A 17,347-nucleotide genomic window follows, 5' to 3' on the forward strand; every position below is an offset into this window, starting at 1 on the left:
GCTCGTTTCGAGGCCGGGAGATAGGGGGCATGCGACCCGATGCCAATGTCAGCCCTGGCGTAGGTCGATCCGGCGCGAGAGGAGATGGAGGATCCAGCCGATCGCCACCGCCGCCAGCGCGGCCGGAATCACCGCGCCCGGCACGTCCTGCGGCGCCACGAAATGCTGCGCGCCGATGCCGAGTGCGATCAGGCCCCAGACCCAGACATGGAGCGCGATCCGCCACGGATTGCGGCGGCGGAAGCGAGCGGCCAGCTCGCGCGGGATCGGCACTCGCCCCGCCAGCTCGCCGCGGATGCGTTCCCGCAGGCGGCGCAGATCGCGGCGGAAGCGATAGAGCTGCCAGATCGGCCAGCCGTGCATCACCGCACCGCCCGCCGCGCCGCCGATCGCCATGGTTGGCCCGATCGGCAGATGCGCGGCCATCGCGATGAGCAGGAGTCCAGCGAAGAACAGGCCGAACAGCCAGCCATGGACCTGGGCGGCGACATGGTCGTGCTCGACATGGCGATCGATCCGCGCGAACGCCTCGGCCTGCCAGCCGGGGATCGCCGCGGCGGGGGCGGGAAGCAAGTCTCCGGTGCCGGGATCGAAGAGCGGACCGAGCGGACTTGCCGGAAACCAGCGCTCGATCGCCGCCCGCTCGCTCTCCCGCACGATTCGCCTGTGATCCATCGGCCGCCCCCTTGCCGTGAGAGCACCGAGTCTAGCGGCGGAGAGTAAATGGGGGCTTTCGTTCCACCGTCGAACCGTCGGCCGGGGACCTAGGTTGAGGACTCATTCAGCTAACTCCGTCATCCCCGCGCAGGCGGGGATCCAGGGCCAGGCGCGGAGCCGGGGTGGCGGGGTCCTGTCCTCTCCGGACAGCGTTCGCGCGGTGGTGCCGATATCCCGCATTACCCTGGATCCCCGCCTTCGCTGGGATGACGATTGAAGGAATATGAATCTCCAACCTAGTCAGCCCGAAACCGCAATCCCCGGAGGAAGCCGGGATCTCGTGCGGCTCCTGTCCCGCGCGCGCTTGCGCCGCTTCGACGCTTGCCCCAGAAATCCCCGCATCGGACCATTCGGGGAATCTCCATGACCAAGCATCTGTTCCTGGCCGGCGCGATGGCGTTCGGCGTGCTGGCATCGCCGGCTTGCGCCCAGGACAATTGGACCGTCCGCGCCGAATGGGTGCGCGCGCACGAATCCTTCCTCGCCAGCGAAGCCCTGCAGGGGCGCGGCAGCGCAACGCGCGACGAAGCGATCGCCGCCACTTATGTCGCCTCGCAGTTCGAAGGCTATGGGTTGAAGGCCGCACCCGGCATGGCCGGCTATCTCCAGCCCGCCAAGGTGATCCGCTATGCGCTGAACGGCGCGGCGACGCTGACGATCGCGGGCAGGCCGGCTGCGGCGCCCACCGTGCTGGTCGGCGCGGCCGAAAGCATTTCGGGCGGCTCGGCGGTGTTCGACGGCGCCGATCTCGCCAGGATCCCGCACGCGCCGGTGCTGTTCGTGACTGGCGGCAAGGCCTCGCCCATGGCGCTGGTCCGCGCCGCCGGCGCCGCGGGGGCGAAGCTGGTGATCGTGCGCGAGGACGATGCGACGCGTGGGCTGGTCAAGGCGCTGGGCGGCAAGCCGCGCATGCCCGCCGGGCTCGAGGGCAAGGCGCTGCCGAGCTATGCCGCCTTCGCGACGCTGCCACCGGCCGATTTCGACAAGGCGGTGGCCCAGGCCGGCGCGCCGGTCGCGCTCGGCCTGCCGGTGGCGCGCGAAGAGGCGATCACCACCAATGCGATCGGCTGGCTGCCGGGCAGCGACCCCAAGGCGGGCGTGATCCTGGTCACTGCGCATCTCGACCATCTCGGCAGAAAGCCCGACGGCACGATCATGTACGGTGCGAACGACGATGCCTCGGGCACCACTGCGGTGCTCGAGCTGGCGCGGGCGATGGCCGCGGCGAAGCAGGCCCGGCGCGGGCTGTTGTTCGTCGCCTATGGCAGCGAGGAGATCGGCGGCTATGGCTCGAGCTGGTTCGGCGATCACCCGCCGGTGCCGCTCGACCAGATCGTCGCCAATATCGAGATCGAGATGATCGGCGCCCAGGATCCCAAGCTGCCGGCAGGCACGATGATGATGACCGGCTTCGAGCGCTCGACTCTGGGCGAGACGCTGAAGGCGCATGGCGCGCTCGTCACTGCCGATCCCTATCCGGAGCAGCGTTTCTTTGAGCGTTCGGACAATTATTCGCTCGCGGTGCGCGGCGTGGTGGCGCACACCATTTCGGGCTGGGCAGTCACGCCGACCTATCACACGCCCGACGACACGCTCGCCAATCTCGACATCGCGTTCATGACGCGCGCGATCCAGTCGCTGGTCGCGCCGCTCCATGCGCTGGCCAACAGCGACGCCCGGCCGCAATGGAAGCCGGGCGGCAGGCCCGAGGGGAAATAGGCGGCGGCAGCGCCGCCTGCGGCGGGCAAGGAAAAACCCCGGTGGTCGCTACCACCGGGGTTCCCCATGCGCCCCCTCCGGCAAGAAGGGGTGACCGGCCTTGGTGCCTGTCAGGGGGGTGACACCCCGACCGGCACGCGCTTACTGAAGCAGCTTGAGAACCGACTGCTGGCTCTGGTTCGCCTGGGCGAGCATCGCCGTCGAAGCCTGCGAGAGGATCTGGGCCTTGGCCAGCGCCGTCGTCTCCGCCGAATAGTCGGTGTCCTCGATGCGGCTGCGGGCGTCGCTCAGGTTTGCGACATTGGTCGTCAGGTTGTTGACCACCGAGTCCAGGCGGCTCTGCGCGGCGCCGAGCGAAGCGCGGAGCGTGGCGACCGACTTCAGCGCGCCGTCAACGGTGCCCTGGGCGGTGTCGGCGCTGCCGGCGGTGCCGACCGAGAGGGCCGGGACGGCCGGGCTGGCGGCCGCGTCGCCTACGATGGCGCCCACGTCGAGCGCGTCGATGCTGATCGTGATCTTGTCGGTCGATTCCGCACCGGTCTGGATCGAGAACTTCTTGGCTGCGACTTCGCCGGCTGCCGGAGCGGCCGGATCCGCCGGCGGCTTGCCGATCTGGAACAGCGCATTGCCGTTGAACTTGGTGTTGGTCAGCACGTCCTTGATCTGCGAGGTCAGCTGCGTGACTTCGGCCTGCAGATTCTTGCGGTCGTCGTCCGAATAGGTGCCGCTCGACGACTGGACCGCCAGCTCGCGGATGCGCTGCAGCATGTTGGTGACTTCGTTGAGCGCGCCTTCCGCGGTCTGCGCCAGCGAGATGCCGTCATTGGCGTTGCGGACCGCCTGGGTCATGCCGCGGATCGAAGCGGTCATGGTCGAGGCGATCGCCAGGCCGGCGGCGTCGTCCTTCGCGCTGTTGATGCGCTTGCCGGTCGACAGGCGCTCCATGGCCGTGCTCAGCGCCTTGTTGGCGCCGGTCGAAGCATTGGCGGCGCGCAGCGCCGCGGTGTTGGTCGAGATAACAGTCATGTTCGTTACTCCATGCTCGTCGGCTTCCCGCTGTCCCCCCTGAACGGGAGCCCGGAGCCGCCAAGCCAAGGAACGGCCGCCCGCAGCGAGGCTTAAGCAAAAAATTTTGCCCCTACGTGCGCACGCGTAGACGCGCCCGGACCAAGGTTGCTGCGGGATACGCAATTTTACGCGGCGTTAACCAAGCTGGCCGCAAAAGGATGGTGTCTCAGGGGGTAACCAATGCGATCCATCGTCCCGTCCGCTGCCGTGCTGCGCCAGAAATATGCTCTCGTCTCGTCGCTGCGCGCCCAGGGCTTCGCGATCGGCACCTGCGAGGATGGTCGCCCGGGCGCCCATGACCTGTTCCTCGTCGCCGAGGGCGAAGTGCCCCCCGCCGCCGCGCGCACGCTGATCCTCGGCGACGAGGGCCGCCAGGCGATTGCGTTCGGCGACGGCAATCCTGCCCGGCTTTCCTACACGGCGGACGATGCCGCGGTCGGTTCGGGCTTCGCCACGGCGCTGCTGCGCGGCCCGCACGAGCCGGTCGCCGCCGATCCGGAAAGCCTGGCGCTGCTGGCGCTGGCCGAGCGCGTCGCCGCGTCGGACATCACCGTGCTGATCAACGGTCCCACGGGCACCGGCAAGGAGGTCCTCGCCCGCGCCATCCACAACAGTTCCGCCCGCCGCGACGGCCCGTTCGTCGCCATCAACTGCGCTGCGCTGCCCGAGACGATGCTCGAGGCGATGCTGTTCGGCCACCAGAAGGGCGCCTTCACCGGCGCATCGTCGGGCGGCCAGGGTTTCTTCCGCGCCGCGCATGGCGGCACGCTGCTGCTCGACGAGATCGCCGAGATGCCGCTCAACCTCCAGGCCAAGCTGCTCCGCGCGCTGCAGGAGCGCGAAGTCGTGCCGATCGGCGGCACGATGCCGGAAAAGGTCGACGTCCGCGTCGTCGCCTGCGCCAATCGCGACCTGCAGGGCGAAGTCGCCGCCGGCCGCTTCCGTGCCGACCTCTACTATCGCCTCTCGGTCTTCCCGCTGACGACCAAGGCGCTGGCCGAGCGTCCCGGCGACATCGCCGCGCTTTCGGCCGCGATGGTCGTCCGCCACGCCGGCGGCCGCGGCGCGATGCCGTGGATCTCGAACGAAGCGCTCGACGCGCTCGCCAGCCACGACTGGCCGGGCAATGTCCGCGAGCTCGAGAATGTCATCCAGCGCGCGCTGCTGCTCTGCGGCGGCCGCACGATCGATCCCGAGCACCTGATCTTCGACCGGCCGGCCGCGCGCCGCGTGGAAGTCGAGGCGGCGGGCACGCTCTCCAACATCGTCCAGATCCACGAGTTCGCCGCGATCCGCGACGTGCTCGCCGAATGCGGCGGCAGCCGGATCGAGGCGGCGAAGCGGCTCGGCATCTCGGAGCGCACGCTGCGCTACCGCCTCGCCAAGGCACGCGAGCAGGGCGAGAGCATCGACTTCGGTAGGGCGAGGGCCTCGGCATGAGCGGCATCGACGGTATCGGCGGCGGCGCGATGAGCGTCGATCGGGTCCTGGCGCTCCGCGCCCAGATCCTCGAGCGCAACGCCGCGCTCGCCAAGGCCAACGAGACACCCGCCGGCGCGGTGACGGGTTCGTCGGGCAGCAAGCCCGCGACGTTCGCCGCGTCGATGGAAGACGCTTTCAAGCAGGTCAACCAGGCCCAGAGCCAGGCCGGCGCGCTCTCCGAGGCCTATGAGCGCGGCGAGACGGTCGACATCGCCAAGGTGATGCTCGCCCGCCAGCAGGCCTCGGTCGGCTTCGAGGCGACTCTCCAGGTCCGCAACAAACTCTTGTCCGCTTACAAGGACATCATGAGCATGCCGGTGTAATCCATGAACAACGCCCTCACCTCCACCGATGCGTCCATCGCGCCCGCCGCCGGCCGGCTCGGCGTCCCGCTCGCCCAGATGCGCGGACTGCTTGCGCAGCCCGCGGTCAGGCGCGCCATGCCGCTTCTCTTCCTGGTCGGCCTGGTTGCCGCCGGCTTCCTTGCCTGGTCGCTGGTCTCGACGCCGCCGCAGCGGATCCTGTTCGCCAATGTGAGCGATGCCGACAAGGCGGCGATCAGCTCGGCGCTGCAGGGCGCGAGCATCCGGTCGAGCATCGACGGCTCGGGCTCGATCACTGTCGCCGAGGACGATTATCACAAGGCGCGGATGCTGCTCGCCAGCCAGAACCTGCCCAAGGCGGCGCCGGGCGGCTACCAGATCCTCGACCAGCTGCCGATGGGCGTGTCCCGCGCCGTCGAAGGCGAGCGCCTGCGCCAGGCCCGCGAGACCGAGCTGGCCCGCTCGATCGAGGAAATCGATTCGGTCGCCGAGGCGCGTGTCCATCTCGCCACGCCCGAGGCCAGCGTCTTCGTGCGCGACAAGGCCCAGCCCACTGCTTCGGTGATCGTCAAGCTCCAGCCCGGCCGCGCGCTCGGCGATGCCCAGACCCGCGCGATCGTCAACCTCGTCGCCGCCTCGGTTCCCGGCATGGCGCCGGAGAACGTCACCATCGTCGACCAGATGGGTGCCCTGCTCTCGAAGAAGGGCAACGACGCCAATTCGGTCGGCGATGCGCGGATCGACTATCAGCGCCGCATCGAGGACAAGTATCGCGAGCAGCTCGTCCAGCTGCTGACGCCGCTGGTCGGTGCCGGCAACTTCACTGCCGAAGTGCAGGCCGATGTCGACCTCGACGAGAATCAGGCGACGCGCGAAAGCTATGACAAGGAAGGCGCCGTGCTCGCGGCCGAGCAGGGCGCGTGGACCGGCAGCAAGGACGGCAACGCACCCGGCGGCATCCCCGGCGCGCTCGCCAACACGCCGCCGCCGGCGAGCACGGTCGCTGCGCCCAATGCGCCGCCCACGCCGGGCGCCGCGCCCGCTGCCGGCACGGCCGCTGCCGCCGGCGCGAGCCAGGCGACGCCGCAAAAGCAGAGCGACAGCTTCTCGCGTGCCTATCAGACCGGCAAACAGGTTTCGGTCACGCGCCAGGCGCCGGGCGGCATCAAGCGGCTGTCGGTCGCCGTGCTGCTGCGCGAGGAGCCGGGCAAGCCGCGCTCGCAGGTCGAGATCCAGCAGGTCACCCAGCTGGTCCAGGCCGCGGTCGGCTACAATCAGGGGCGCGCCGACCAGGTGACGGTGATCAGCCGCAAGTTCACCACGGCAGCCGATGCCGCCGACAAGGGGCCGGCCTGGTACGAGGCCAATTGGGTACCGCTCGCCGCACGCAACGCCACGGCGCTGGTGATTGCGCTGCTCGTCCTGTTCCTCGGCGTCCGTCCGCTCACCAAGGCGCTGCTCAAGAAGCGCGAGGAGCCGGCGGCGGGCAACCGCCCGGCGCTGTCGATGGGCGGCCATGCCGGCGAGGAAGGCGGCCACAGCGCGCCGCCGGTCTCGATCGACATGCTCGAGGGCGGCCACAACAGCTATGACGAGCGGGTCGGCCTGGTCCGCGGGTTCACGCGCGACAATCCCGCGCGCGCCGCCCTGGCGGTCCGCGACATGATCAAGGCGGACGCGCAATGAACGCCATTCGCAGCTTCAACGGCGTCGAGCGCGCCGCTGTCCTGATGATGCTGGTGGGCGAAGAGGAAGCCGCGGCGATCCTCCAGAAGCTCGACCCCGAAGAAGTGCGCCAGCTCGGCAAGGCGATGTTCAACGTCGCCGACGTCAGTGAGGCCGAAGTCGAGATCGTCCTCGACGATTTCGTCTTCAAGGCGCGCGAGCGCACCGGCGTCACCTTCGATCCGGCGCCGAAGATCGAAAGCATCATGACCAAGGCGCTGGGCCCCGAGCGCGCCTCGGGCGTGCTCGCCCGGGTGATGCCGGCCAGCCAGGTCGCCGCGATCGAATGGCTCGACTGGTTCGAGCCCGAGGAAATCGCCGGGATGATCGAGGCCGAGCATCCGCAGATCGCCGCGGTGCTGCTCGCCAATCTCGATCCCGACATCGCCGCCAAGGTGTTCGAGCATTTGCCCGAAGCCGTGCAGCCGCAGATCCTGCGCCGCATCGCCAAGCTGGGGCCGGTGCCGCCCGAGGCGATCGAGACGCTGAAGACGATGCTCCAGGGCCGCGCCGGCATGGGCGGGCGCAAGTCGAGCGGCGGGCTCCAGCTCGGCGGCACGCGCGAGGCGGCGAAGATCCTTTCCGGCGCGCGCAAGATCACCGAGCAGCGCGTCATGCCCAAGCTCGCCAAGATCGACCGCGAGGTCGCCCGCGCGATCGAGGAGGCGATGTTCGTCTTCGACAACCTGCTCGAACTCGACGACAAGAACCTGTCGACGCTCATCCGCAACATCGACACCACGATCCTGGTCAAGTCGCTCAAGGGCGTGGAGGAAGAGATTCGCGGCCGGTTCCTCGGCTGCATGTCGAGCCGCGCGGCCGACGGCATCCGCGACGAGATCGAATCGCTGGGTCCGATGAAGATGGCCGACGTGCTCGATGCGCAGAAGGCGATGATCGCGATCGCGCGCGGCCTGGTGAAGGACGGCACGATCCAGATGCCGTCGAAGGGCGGGGAAGACGACTATGTCTGATTTCTCGCCGGGCTTTGCGGGGCGGATCAGCGCGGCCGAGCATGTGCTGGCCCGTGCCTTTGGCGACGGCGCCGGCTTTGCGCCGTCGGAAATCGACCGGATCGGCCGCCGCGTGTTCGCGGAGACGCCGGCCCAGCCGCGCCACTTCGCGCCGGCCAATCCCGATGCCAATCCCACCGACGGCTGGGATCCGTTCACCGCCGATGCCCAGCATTCCGCCGAGCACGGCGCGTTCATCGATCCGATCGCGGCCGCGCACGAAGCGGGCTTTGCCGAGGGGCATGCGGCGGCGCTGGTCGAGGCCGAGGCCGCGAAGGCGCGCGAGACCGCCCTGCTCGACCAGATCTCGACCGCGCTTGCCAGCGGCGCCCATTTCGATCGCGAGCGCATGGCCGGGCACTTGCGCCAGACCGTGCTCCATCTGGTCACCAGGCTGGTCGGCGAAGTCGGCGTCGCGCCGGACGTGCTCGCCCAGCGGATTCATGCGGCGGTCGACATGCTGGCCGACAGTGCCGAGTCGGCGCTGTTGCGCCTGCACCCCGAAGACGTCCCCTTCGTCCAGGGCAAGCTGCCCGCCACGGTTTTCCCCGTCGGCGATCCGCATGTCCAGCGTGGCGGCTTCGTGATCGAGAGCGCCTCGACCATCGTCGAGGACGGCCCCGACCTGTGGCTGGAGCAGCTCGCCCAGGCGATCGACCGCGTGCCGATCCCGCCCGTATGCTGAACCTCTTCACCGAAGACTATCTGGAAGGTCTTGGCCGCAGCGACTTCGTCGCCAGGCCGCGCGTCTCCGGCCGCCTCGCCTCTTATGACGGGCTGCTGATGGAGGCAGTGGGGCTGCAGCTGCCGGTCGGCACGGTCTGCGCGATCGGCGACGGCGAAAGCCGCGTCGAGGCCGAAGTGATCGGTTTCCGCTCCGGCAAGACGCTGTTGATGAATCTCGGCGGCCCCGCCGCCCTGCTGCCCAACGCCCCCGTCCGCCCGATCGGCGCGCCGGGCGAAGCCGAAGTGGGTGCCGCGATGCTCGGCCGGGTGGTCGACGGCTCGGGCAAGCCGATCGACGGCCTCGGGCCGATCCGGGGCGCGGGGAAATGGCCGCTCGCCGGCAAGCTCCAGTCGCCGCTCGACCGCGGCCGGGTGCTCGAACCGCTCGATGTCGGCGTGCGTGCGATCAACGGGCTGCTCACCATCGGCCAGGGCCAGCGCGTCGGCATCATGGCGGGTTCGGGTGTCGGCAAGTCGGTGCTGCTCGGCATGATGGTCCGCGCGGCCCAGGCGGACGTGATCGTCATCGGCCTGATCGGCGAGCGGAGCCGCGAAGTTGCCGACTTTCTCGAGACCAAGGTGGCGGGCGATGCGCGGGCGCGCTCGGTCGTCGTCGCGGTTCCCGCCAATCATTCCCCCGTGCTCCGCATCCGCGGCGCCCTGCGCGCCACCGCCATTGCCGAGGCGTTCCGCGACGAGGGCAAGAAGGTCCTGCTGATCATGGATTCGCTCACGCGCGTTGCCCATGCCGGCCGCGAGATCGGGCTGGCGCTGGGCGAGCCGGCCTCGGCCCGCGGCTATCCGCCCTCGGCCATCGCGATGCTGCCCAGCCTGATCGAGCGCGCCGGCACCGACGTGCATAGCGGCGGCTCGATCACTGCGATCTACACCGTGCTCGCCGATGGCGACGACGGCAACGACCCGGTGGTGGACAGCGCGCGCTCGATCCTGGACGGCCATATCGTGCTGAGCCGCGCGCTCGCCGAGCGCGGCGTCTATCCGGCGATCGATCTCGGGCCTTCGGTCAGCCGCGTGATGACCGATATCGTGCCGCGCGAGCATGTCGCCGCCGCGCGCGTGCTGCGCCGGCACCTGGCCACCTATGAGGAGAATCGCGACCTGGTGCTGATGGGCGCCTATCGCGCCGGAGCGGATCCGGAGATCGATGCGGCGATCGCCTGCCACCCCGCGGTGATGGAGTATATCCGCCAGGGCGCCGACGAGATCGTGACCTTGCCCGACGCGGTGGCCGAGCTGGTCGGCGTGTTCGGCCATGGCTGACTCGATGACGGCACCGACCCGCTCCCCCACCCGGCCACCCAATGCCAGTATCCCGTGGGTGGCCGGGTGGGGGAGCGGGCCGGCACCGGGAACCCGAGATGCCTAGGTCGGCGAAGAAGCTCGGCCGCCTGCTCCGCGTCCGCACGCTCCAGCTCGATCTGGTCCGCGCCGACGAAGTGCGGGCGCTCGCCAGGGTCGATCAGGAAGCCAGGCTGCGCGATCGCATCGCCAATCTCGCGGCGAACGTGGCGCCGGCGCCCAGCGTTTCCGAATCGGCGTCGAGCCTCGCGGCTGCCGCGCATTTCCGCGAGCGGCTCCACCAATCCGCCTTCGCGGCCGAGCAGCGCGTCGAAGTGGCCGAGCAGAGCCTCGAAATGGCCCGCGCCGCCACGCGCGAGGCGCGCCGCGACCAGAATGCGATCGAGAAGCTGATCACCCGCGCCGAAGCCGATGCCGCGCTCAAGGCGCTGCGCGAGCTGGAGCAGCTTCCGCCGATGGGCAAAAATCGGCACGATATTTGCTGAGTACCCGGTGAACCTAGTGTCACGGGGACCTGAACTTGATCCAGCTCGCTACCGCGCTTCCCGCCATCGCCACGGGGCCCGTCAAGCCGAATGCCGCGCCTTCGGCGGATGCAGGCGGCTTTGCGCTGGCGCTGGATGCGCTGATGCCCGGGATCGTCGCGCCTACCCCAGGCCCGCAGGGCAAGCCGGGCGAGGCGGCGATCCTGCTGCCCGGGCGGCAGGATGTTGCCGAGGGCGGCAAGGAACTGCCGGATGCCGCGCCGGGCCTGGAGAGCCGCAGCGAGGAGCAGCCGGGCGGCGATGCCGACGGCGACGATGCGGATGCGAGCGCCGACGACGCACCGCCCCCGCCCTTCGCCTGGTTCGCGACGGCTCCGGCTCCGCCCCCGGTCGCGGCGCCTGAAGCAACAGCCGAAGCCGCTCCCGCCATGACCGTGGATGACGGCGGCAAGAGCGCCCCGCGATCCGAGATCGTGCTGCCGGACATGCCGGTTGCCGATACCCTCAAGGCGCCGGTGAAGGAGGCTGGCCCGCAGGCCCCGGCGCCGGGGGCCGCCGCGTCCGAAGCCAGGCCGTCGATGGAAGCGCCTGCCGCTGTCCCGGTGCCGCGCCGCTCTGGCGCCGATGTCGCTGCGGCGGCAATGCCTGCGCCGGCAATGCCTGCGCCGGCCGCAACCGCCGCCGCCCGAGCAGGGGCCGCTCCGGCGCCGCCTACTGCCCCGTCCGATCCTGCTGTCCGGGCGGCGCTCGCCGACGGGCTCGCCACCACACCTGCGGATGCCGCCGCCACCACCGGCACCGCCACCACCGGCACCGCCACGGCCGGCGCCGCCGTCGAGCCGGTGCTCGCCCAGGCGCCGCGCGAACTGCGCCGGGCCGCCGCGGAGGCGCCGGTGGTGCGCATCGCGGTCGACCGGCCGGCACAGCCGCAAAAGGTATCGATTGCCGATGTGACTCAGGGACGGCGCGAGGCGGCGGCGATGCCGCAGGCCGCGCCGCAGCCGGCCGCCGCATTCGAACTGCCCCGGCCGGGCGGCCGGGCCAATGCGTCGAGCGATCCGCAGGTCGATCTCTCGACGCTTGCCGCCCCCGCCACCGGCACCCAGACCGCTATGGCGGTTTCCGCCGCCGGCCCGGGCCAGGACGCCGCGCTCGACATGCGCCACCAGCAATGGACGGCCAGGATGATGGACCGGATCGAGACGCTGCGCGATGCCGCGCCCGTCCGGGAGACTCGGCTCAGCCTGATGCCGGAGGCGCTCGGCAAGGTCGACATCGCGATCCGCCAGGACGATGCCGGCATCCATGTCCAATTCCATACCGAGAGCCAGGCCGCGCGCCAGCTGATCGCCGACGCCCAGCCCAGGCTGGCCGAAATCGCCGAGCAGCGCGGCATCCGCCTCGGCTCGACCAGCGTCGAATCGAACCCGGCCGGCACCGGTGCCGGCACCGGCAATCCGCAGGCAGGGCAGGGCCAGCGCCAGGATGCCGCCCCCAACCGCCACCAGCCTTCGGCGCCGCCCGGCGCCCGCCGCGAGGCACAGGCTTCCACCCATGACGACGAACGGGTCGCCTGAGACCCCCGGAGATAGATGATGTCCGACGCCAAGACCGAAAGCGCCGCTGCGCCGAAGAAGAAAAAGAATCTCCTGCTGCTCGTCGGCCTGCCGGTGCTGCTGCTCGGCGGCGGCGGGGGCGCCGCCCTTTACGGCATGCAGGCCGGCTGGTTCAGCGCGGCCGCGCACGCCGAGGAGAATGACGAACCCCGCCTCGTGCCCAAGGGCGAGGAGAAGCGCGCTTCGGTGAAGGAAGGCGGCGAGGGCGGCCATGGCGGCGAAGGCGGGGGCGGCGGCGCTCCGGGCCATGGCGGCAAGCCCACGCCCAAGGGCGAGGGCGGCGACAAATATGCCTCGAGCTATTATCCGATGGAAAAGGAATTCACTTCCAACCTGCAGGACAGCGTCCATTTCGTCCAGGTCGGCATCGCCGTGTCGACTCCCTATGACGAGCGCGTCCTCGAGAACATCAAGACGCACGAGATCGCGATTCGCTCGGCCGTGCTGATGGCGCTTGGCGAGACGACCGAGGACGAGGTGTTCACCGCCGAGGGCAAGCGCCACATCCAGGACCGGCTGGCCAAGGCGATCAACGGCGTTTTGAAGGAAAAGGAAGGCTTTGGCGGCGTTAGTAACGTCTACTTTACCAATTTCATTGTTCAGTGAACGGGCATGGTTAACAGCCCTTCACCAGACGGCACGGCCGAACGACGGGAACGCCCCCGAGCCAGCGCGGAGCACGCGCCGGCGCTGGGGACGACCAATCTCAATCCGTTCGGCGACCTTGTCACGCTGCAGCACCTGAGTGCGCGGCTGGCCAAGTCGTTGAAGGGTGCGTTCGAAGGGCTTCTGCGCAAGGATCTGCGCGCCTGGGCCGAGCCGCTCTCGGTGCAGCGCTTCGCCGACTACAAGGCGGAGCGCGGCGGCGTGCTCTCGGCCTGGCAGCCGATGGCGATGGGCAATGCCCGTGCCCGCGCCCAGTTCGTGCTCGAGGCCGGGCTGGTCTTCGAGATGCTCGACGCCTTTTTCGGCGGGGACGGCGAGGCGCCGCATCCGCTGCCCGGCGAGTTCACGCCGGCGGCCGAGGCTCTGGTCGGTCGGCTCGCCCATTCGGCCGCAGGGTTGCTCGACAAGGCCTGGGAGCCGCTCTCGCGCATCGCCTTCCGCGCGGAGGGCACTTCCAATCTCGCCGCCGCGCCCGATTTCGGCGCGGACGATCCGGTGGTGGTCACCCGCTTCGGATTGGCCGAGGGCGAAGGCCGGCCGCATTTCTGCGACATCCTCTATCCCGTCGCCGCGCTGAAGCCGCACGGCACTGCGCTGATGGTCAAGGTCCATGGCAACAAGGACGAGGTGGAGCCCGAATGGCGCTCGGGCCTGACCCGCGCGGTGATGGCCGTCACGCTGCCCGTCCGCTCGGTGCTCGCGGAGCCGGTCATGTCGCTCGGCCGCCTGCTCGAGCTCAAGGAAGGCGACGTCATTCCGATCGATTTTGGTCCGGAGGTTCCGGTGATGGTGGCGAAGTGCCGCCTGGGCACCGGCCTGGTCGGCACCGCCAATGGCCGCGCCGCGGTCCGTCTCACTTCGCTCGAACCGATCAACGCAGAGGATTTCCAATGAACGACATGACGGCCTCCTTCCAGGTCGACACTGCCGTCGCCGCCAATTTCCGGCTGCTGCAGGACGTTGACGTCAAGCTGACCGTCGAGATCGGCTCGACGCGGCTGACCTTGCGCGAACTCCTGGCGCTCGGCGAGAGCAGCGTGATCGAGCTCGATCGCGAAGCCAATGAGCTGCTCGACGTGTTCGTCAACGGCACGCTGATCGGCCGCGGCGAAGTGGTCACGGTCGGCGAGAAGTTCGGCGTGCGGATGACCGAGCTGGTCAGCCCGGACAAGCGCGCGGGCCGCTGATCCCATGACCTGGTACATCATCAAGCTGATCGTGCTGCTGCCGCTCGTCTGCGGCCTGCTGGTCGGTTGCCTCTATGCCTGGCGCAAGCTCGAAAGCCGCCTGCCCAAAAACCAGACGATGCGCATGGTGCAGCTCAAGGAGACGATGATGCTCTCGCCCGGGCTGCGTCTCGCCGTCATCGAGTTCGAGGGGCAGAAGCTGCTCGTCTCGGTGAGCCGCAGCGGCGTCACCCTGGTGGACAAGCAGCAATGACGCGGGCGATCATCCCGGCGCCGCGCACAGTGGGCGGGCGCGCCGCGCTGTTCATCGGGCTGCTCGCCTTTCTGGTGCTCTTCGCCTTCCCGGCCTTCGCCCAGGGCGCGGCGCCGGTCGCGCCCGCCCCGGTCGCCGCACCGGGCGTGGGCGACGCAGTCGATCGCGCGCTCGGCGACCTGGGCGGCGGCAACGCCCCGCTCAGCCTGTCGCTGCAGGTCCTCATCATCATGGGCCTGCTCACGGTGCTGCCGGGCATCCTGCTGATGATGACCAGCTTCACTCGGATCATCATCGTGCTGGCGCTGCTCCGCCAGGCGCTCGGCCTGCAGCAGACGCCGCCCAACCAGGTGCTGATCGGCCTGGCGATGTTCCTGAGCTTCTTCGTGATGGCGCCGACGCTGAACACGATGAACGTCAACGCGATCCAGCCTTATTCGGCCGGCAGGATCGGCGCGACCGAGATGATCGCGAAATCGGGCGAGGCCCTGCACGGTTTCATGATCAAGCAGACCCGCACCAAGGACGTGACCATGTTCGCCGGGCTCGCGAAGAGCGGCCCCTATGCGAAGCCGCAGGACGTGCCCTTCTCGGTGCTGCTCCCCGCCTTCGTCACCTCGGAGCTCAAGACTGCCTTCCAGATCGGCTTCCTCATCTTCCTGCCCTTCATCGTGATCGATCTCGTCGTCGCCACCGTGCTGATGGCGCTCGGCATGATGATGATGTCGCCCACGATCATCTCGCTGCCCTTCAAGCTGCTGCTCTTCGTCCTGGTCGACGGATGGGCGCTGACGATGGGCTCGCTTGCCTCCAGCTTCGTGAGTTAGCGCCATGGACGCCGATTATTTCCTTACCGTCGGCCGCGAGGCGATGTGGGTGCTCGCGCTCGCCGCCACGCCGATCCTGGTGCCGGCCCTGCTCGCGGGCCTGGTGCTCGGCATGGTCCAGGCGGCCACGTCGATCCAGGAACAGACGCTTACCTTCGTGCCCAAGCTGATCGTGGTCGCGCTCAGCCTGATCATCTTCGGTTCGATGATCATGGGGCTGCTCGGCGATTTCACCACGAGCATCTTCGAGCGCATCCCGGATCTGGTGAAATAATCCCGCGATGATGGGCTTCGGCCTCTCGATTGAGCCGCAGCTCTGGGCGCTGCTGTTCGCCATGGTGCGGATCGGCGCGGCGTTCGTTGCGGCGCCGGTGTTCAGCGCGGTGGCGATCCCGTTGCCGGCGCGCATCGCGCTCACCGGCGCGATCGGCGTGCTGGTGCTCAACGTCGCGCACGTCGCGCCGCCTGCCGAGATCTTCTCGCTCACGACCTTTCTCGCCATTGCGGCCGAAGCGCTGATCGGACTGGCGATGGGCTTCGTGCTCCAGGTTGCCTTCGCCGCGCCGATGGTGGCGAGCGAAGTGATCTCGATGTCGATGGGCCTGGGCTTCGCCAATGCAGTCGATCCGGCCAGCGGCCATGCGACGCCGGCGATCGGCACCTTCCTGTCGCTGATGCTCACGCTCATCTTCCTCGCGCTCGACGGGCACCTCGTCCTCGTCGAGCTGGTCGTGCGCAGCTATGAAGTGATGCCGCCGGGCGCCTGGATCGCGCCGGAGCGGCTGCTCGGCATCGCGATGTTCGGCGGCTACACTTTCCTCGCCGGCCTTCTGCTCTCGCTGCCGATCGGCTTCCTGCTGCTCTGCCTCAACCTGATCGTCGGCATGCTGAGCCGCGCCGCGCCCGCGCTCAACCTGTTCGCGGTGGGCCTGCCCGCCAGCCTGCTGTTCGGCGTGGTCGCGCTGCTGCTCGCGCTGCCCGCCATGGGGGATTATCTCGTCGTCATCATCCGCGAGGCGCTCGCGATGATGCCGCAGCTGGTGCTCGGCTGATGTCGGAGTCCGGCGGCGAAAAGACGGAAGCCCCGACACCCAAGCGCAAGCGCAAGGCGGCGGACGAGGGCCAGATCCTCAGCTCGAAGGATTTCGGCACTGCGCTGATCGTCCTGCTCGGCTGCGCCTGGATGGCGATGCTGGGCCCGGCGCTGATCCGTGCGTGCAAGGAAGTGATGGTCGGCAGCTTCAGCTTCGGCCGGGCCGATATCGAGGATTTCGAGCCCTGGCGCCCGATCGCCGAGGCGGGATGGAAGCTGGCGCTGCCGATCGGCGGGCTGCTGCTGGTCGCGGTCGCCGGCGCGGTGCTCAGCCATGCCGGGCTCGCCGGGCTGCGCTGGAATTCCAAGCTGTTCGCGCCCAAGGCCTCGCGCATCAATCCGGGCTCGGGCCTCAAGCGCATCTTCGGCCCCACCGGCTGGATCGAGATGGGCAAGGCGCTGCTCAAGGTGGTGCTGCTCGGCAGCATCGGCACCTGGCTGCTCTGGTCGCTCACCCGCCGCTCGCTCGGGCTGGTCGAGGCCGATCTGCACGGCGCGATCGGCGCGATGGGCGGCGAGTTCCTGACGCTGCTGTTCGTGATGGCGGGCGGGCTGATGCTGATCGCGGGCATCGACCTGCCGATCCAGATCCTCCGGCACATGAACCGCCTGCGTATGACCAAGCAGGAAGTGAAGGACGAGCACAAGGAAAGCGAAGGCTCGCCCGAAGCCAAGGCCGCGCAGCGCCAGCGCCAGCGCCAGATCCTGAAGGGCGGCTTCCGCAAGGCAGTGGAGACCGCGCATGTGGTGATCACCAACCCGACGCACTTCGCCGTGGCGCTGCGCTACGAGCAGGGCAAGGACCAGGTGCCGGTGGTGGTGGCCAAGGGCCGCGGCGCCACGGCGCTGGCGATCCGCGAGCTGGCCGGCGAGCTTGACGTGCCGATCCTCGAATATCCGCAGCTCGCCCGCGCGGTCTATTACACCAGCAAGGAAAATCAGGAGATTCGCGACGATCTCTACATGGCGGTGGCGACGGTGCTCGCCTTCGTCTTCCAGGTCAGCAAGCGCGCCGGTTCGGTCCAGCCGGCGATCACGGTGCCCGAGACGGCACTTTTCGACGAGAACGGCCGAAAACAGGCGCGCGCGCACTAAAGCCGCGGCGCCGACGGCCGTTTACCGGAAGA

Annotated in this window: 19 protein-coding genes; 17 read left to right on the top strand and 2 right to left on the bottom strand. The window is 69.3% G+C overall.

Annotated features, from left to right (window positions below; genetic code table 11):
* Positions 1-48: 48 nt before the first annotated feature.
* Positions 49-675, bottom strand: a complete 627-nt coding sequence (locus tag FFS08_RS11030; protein WP_137861973.1) for a hypothetical protein — start codon at positions 673-675, stop codon at positions 49-51.
* A gap of 405 nt (positions 676-1,080) precedes the next feature.
* On the opposite strand from FFS08_RS11030, the gene FFS08_RS11035 reads away from it, so the two are divergent.
* On the top strand, positions 1,081-2,436 hold the full coding sequence (locus FFS08_RS11035; protein ID WP_249341019.1) for a M28 family metallopeptidase: 1,356 nt from the start codon (positions 1,081-1,083) through the stop codon (positions 2,434-2,436).
* Positions 2,437-2,577: 141 nt separating this feature from the next.
* Here FFS08_RS11035 and FFS08_RS11040 read toward each other — a convergent pair whose 3' ends face one another.
* Positions 2,578-3,462 carry a flagellin N-terminal helical domain-containing protein gene (locus tag FFS08_RS11040; RefSeq protein WP_137861974.1) on the bottom strand — a complete coding sequence of 295 codons (885 nt, stop codon included), beginning with the start codon at positions 3,460-3,462 and terminating at the stop codon, positions 2,578-2,580.
* A 222-nt stretch (positions 3,463-3,684) separates the two neighbouring features.
* On the opposite strand from FFS08_RS11040, the gene FFS08_RS11045 reads away from it, so the two are divergent.
* From FFS08_RS11045 to FFS08_RS11120, 16 genes are all read left to right on the top strand, one after another.
* Complete coding sequence (locus FFS08_RS11045; RefSeq protein ID WP_137861975.1) at positions 3,685-4,944, top strand: sigma-54 interaction domain-containing protein; 1,260 nt, start codon at positions 3,685-3,687, stop codon at positions 4,942-4,944.
* Positions 4,941-5,309 carry a flagellar hook-basal body complex protein FliE gene (fliE, locus tag FFS08_RS11050; RefSeq protein ID WP_137861976.1) on the top strand — a complete coding sequence of 123 codons (369 nt, stop codon included), beginning with the start codon at positions 4,941-4,943 and terminating at the stop codon, positions 5,307-5,309. Before FFS08_RS11045 ends, fliE begins: the two co-directional genes overlap by 4 nt.
* A gap of 3 nt (positions 5,310-5,312) precedes the next feature.
* A complete protein-coding gene (fliF, locus tag FFS08_RS11055) occupies positions 5,313-6,995 on the top strand; it encodes a flagellar basal-body MS-ring/collar protein FliF (RefSeq protein ID WP_137861977.1) in 1,683 nt (560 codons plus the stop codon).
* Complete coding sequence (gene fliG, locus FFS08_RS11060; protein ID WP_137861978.1) at positions 6,992-8,008, top strand: flagellar motor switch protein FliG; 1,017 nt, start codon at positions 6,992-6,994, stop codon at positions 8,006-8,008. The genes fliF and fliG overlap by 4 nt, the downstream gene beginning before the upstream one ends.
* Positions 8,001-8,732, top strand: a complete 732-nt coding sequence (locus FFS08_RS11065; RefSeq protein WP_137861979.1) for a FliH/SctL family protein — start codon at positions 8,001-8,003, stop codon at positions 8,730-8,732. The genes fliG and FFS08_RS11065 overlap by 8 nt, the downstream gene beginning before the upstream one ends.
* The gene (locus FFS08_RS11070) at positions 8,726-10,054 is read left to right on the top strand and encodes a FliI/YscN family ATPase (protein WP_137861980.1); all 1,329 of its coding nucleotides are present in this window, start codon (positions 8,726-8,728) and stop codon (positions 10,052-10,054) included. The genes FFS08_RS11065 and FFS08_RS11070 overlap by 7 nt, the downstream gene beginning before the upstream one ends.
* A gap of 98 nt (positions 10,055-10,152) precedes the next feature.
* On the top strand, positions 10,153-10,578 hold the full coding sequence (locus FFS08_RS11075) for a hypothetical protein (protein WP_137861981.1): 426 nt from the start codon (positions 10,153-10,155) through the stop codon (positions 10,576-10,578).
* Positions 10,579-10,613: 35 nt separating this feature from the next.
* Entirely contained in the window at positions 10,614-12,155 is a 1,542-nt protein-coding gene (locus tag FFS08_RS11080) for a flagellar hook-length control protein FliK (RefSeq protein WP_137861982.1), read from the top strand.
* Between the two features lie 18 nt (positions 12,156-12,173).
* A complete protein-coding gene (locus tag FFS08_RS11085; protein WP_137861983.1) occupies positions 12,174-12,800 on the top strand; it encodes a flagellar basal body-associated FliL family protein in 627 nt (208 codons plus the stop codon).
* Positions 12,801-12,806: 6 nt separating this feature from the next.
* Positions 12,807-13,754 carry a flagellar motor switch protein FliM gene (locus FFS08_RS11090; protein WP_137861984.1) on the top strand — a complete coding sequence of 316 codons (948 nt, stop codon included), beginning with the start codon at positions 12,807-12,809 and terminating at the stop codon, positions 13,752-13,754.
* Positions 13,751-14,047, top strand: coding sequence for a flagellar motor switch protein FliN (gene fliN / locus FFS08_RS11095; RefSeq protein WP_137861985.1), 297 nt, complete (start codon positions 13,751-13,753; stop codon positions 14,045-14,047). Before FFS08_RS11090 ends, fliN begins: the two co-directional genes overlap by 4 nt.
* A 4-nt stretch (positions 14,048-14,051) precedes the next feature.
* Positions 14,052-14,300 carry a flagellar biosynthetic protein FliO gene (locus FFS08_RS11100; protein WP_137861986.1) on the top strand — a complete coding sequence of 83 codons (249 nt, stop codon included), beginning with the start codon at positions 14,052-14,054 and terminating at the stop codon, positions 14,298-14,300.
* The gene (gene fliP / locus FFS08_RS11105; RefSeq protein WP_137861987.1) at positions 14,297-15,127 is read left to right on the top strand and encodes a flagellar type III secretion system pore protein FliP; all 831 of its coding nucleotides are present in this window, start codon (positions 14,297-14,299) and stop codon (positions 15,125-15,127) included. The genes FFS08_RS11100 and fliP overlap by 4 nt, the downstream gene beginning before the upstream one ends.
* A gap of 4 nt (positions 15,128-15,131) precedes the next feature.
* The gene (fliQ, locus tag FFS08_RS11110) at positions 15,132-15,401 is read left to right on the top strand and encodes a flagellar biosynthesis protein FliQ (RefSeq protein ID WP_086127675.1); all 270 of its coding nucleotides are present in this window, start codon (positions 15,132-15,134) and stop codon (positions 15,399-15,401) included.
* Between the two features lie 7 nt (positions 15,402-15,408).
* Positions 15,409-16,179, top strand: a complete 771-nt coding sequence (gene fliR, locus FFS08_RS11115) for a flagellar biosynthetic protein FliR (RefSeq protein ID WP_137861988.1) — start codon at positions 15,409-15,411, stop codon at positions 16,177-16,179.
* Positions 16,179-17,315: an EscU/YscU/HrcU family type III secretion system export apparatus switch protein gene (locus tag FFS08_RS11120; RefSeq protein ID WP_137861989.1), complete on the top strand. Its 1,137-nt coding sequence runs from the start codon at positions 16,179-16,181 to the stop codon at positions 17,313-17,315. The genes fliR and FFS08_RS11120 overlap by 1 nt, the downstream gene beginning before the upstream one ends.
* Positions 17,316-17,347 lie beyond the last annotated feature (32 nt).

Source organism: Sphingomonas sp. 1F27F7B, assembly GCF_005503355.1.
Lineage (GTDB): Bacteria > Pseudomonadota > Alphaproteobacteria > Sphingomonadales > Sphingomonadaceae > Sphingomonas.

Excerpts from the sequence above, each read along its gene's own strand:
- fliR (WP_137861988.1), top strand. The coding sequence starts at position 15,409 with ATGATGGGCTTCGGCCTCTCGATTGAGCCGCAGCTCTGGGCGCTGCTG.
- fliF (WP_137861977.1), top strand. The coding sequence starts at position 5,313 with ATGAACAACGCCCTCACCTCCACCGATGCGTCCATCGCGCCCGCCGCC.
- fliE (WP_137861976.1), top strand. The coding sequence starts at position 4,941 with ATGAGCGGCATCGACGGTATCGGCGGCGGCGCGATGAGCGTCGATCGG.
- FFS08_RS11085 (WP_137861983.1), top strand. The coding sequence starts at position 12,174 with ATGTCCGACGCCAAGACCGAAAGCGCCGCTGCGCCGAAGAAGAAAAAG.
- FFS08_RS11070 (WP_137861980.1), top strand. The coding sequence starts at position 8,726 with ATGCTGAACCTCTTCACCGAAGACTATCTGGAAGGTCTTGGCCGCAGC.
- FFS08_RS11100 (WP_137861986.1), top strand. The coding sequence starts at position 14,052 with ATGACCTGGTACATCATCAAGCTGATCGTGCTGCTGCCGCTCGTCTGC.
- FFS08_RS11030 (WP_137861973.1), bottom strand. The coding sequence starts at position 675 with ATGGATCACAGGCGAATCGTGCGGGAGAGCGAGCGGGCGGCGATCGAG.
- FFS08_RS11120 (WP_137861989.1), top strand. The coding sequence starts at position 16,179 with ATGTCGGAGTCCGGCGGCGAAAAGACGGAAGCCCCGACACCCAAGCGC.
- fliG (WP_137861978.1), top strand. The coding sequence starts at position 6,992 with ATGAACGCCATTCGCAGCTTCAACGGCGTCGAGCGCGCCGCTGTCCTG.
- FFS08_RS11065 (WP_137861979.1), top strand. The coding sequence starts at position 8,001 with ATGTCTGATTTCTCGCCGGGCTTTGCGGGGCGGATCAGCGCGGCCGAG.
- fliP (WP_137861987.1), top strand. The coding sequence starts at position 14,297 with ATGACGCGGGCGATCATCCCGGCGCCGCGCACAGTGGGCGGGCGCGCC.
- fliQ (WP_086127675.1), top strand. The coding sequence starts at position 15,132 with ATGGACGCCGATTATTTCCTTACCGTCGGCCGCGAGGCGATGTGGGTG.
- FFS08_RS11035 (WP_249341019.1), top strand. The coding sequence starts at position 1,081 with ATGACCAAGCATCTGTTCCTGGCCGGCGCGATGGCGTTCGGCGTGCTG.
- FFS08_RS11045 (WP_137861975.1), top strand. The coding sequence starts at position 3,685 with ATGCGATCCATCGTCCCGTCCGCTGCCGTGCTGCGCCAGAAATATGCT.
- FFS08_RS11075 (WP_137861981.1), top strand. The coding sequence starts at position 10,153 with ATGCCTAGGTCGGCGAAGAAGCTCGGCCGCCTGCTCCGCGTCCGCACG.
- fliN (WP_137861985.1), top strand. The coding sequence starts at position 13,751 with ATGAACGACATGACGGCCTCCTTCCAGGTCGACACTGCCGTCGCCGCC.
- FFS08_RS11090 (WP_137861984.1), top strand. The coding sequence starts at position 12,807 with ATGGTTAACAGCCCTTCACCAGACGGCACGGCCGAACGACGGGAACGC.
- FFS08_RS11040 (WP_137861974.1), bottom strand. The coding sequence starts at position 3,462 with ATGACTGTTATCTCGACCAACACCGCGGCGCTGCGCGCCGCCAATGCT.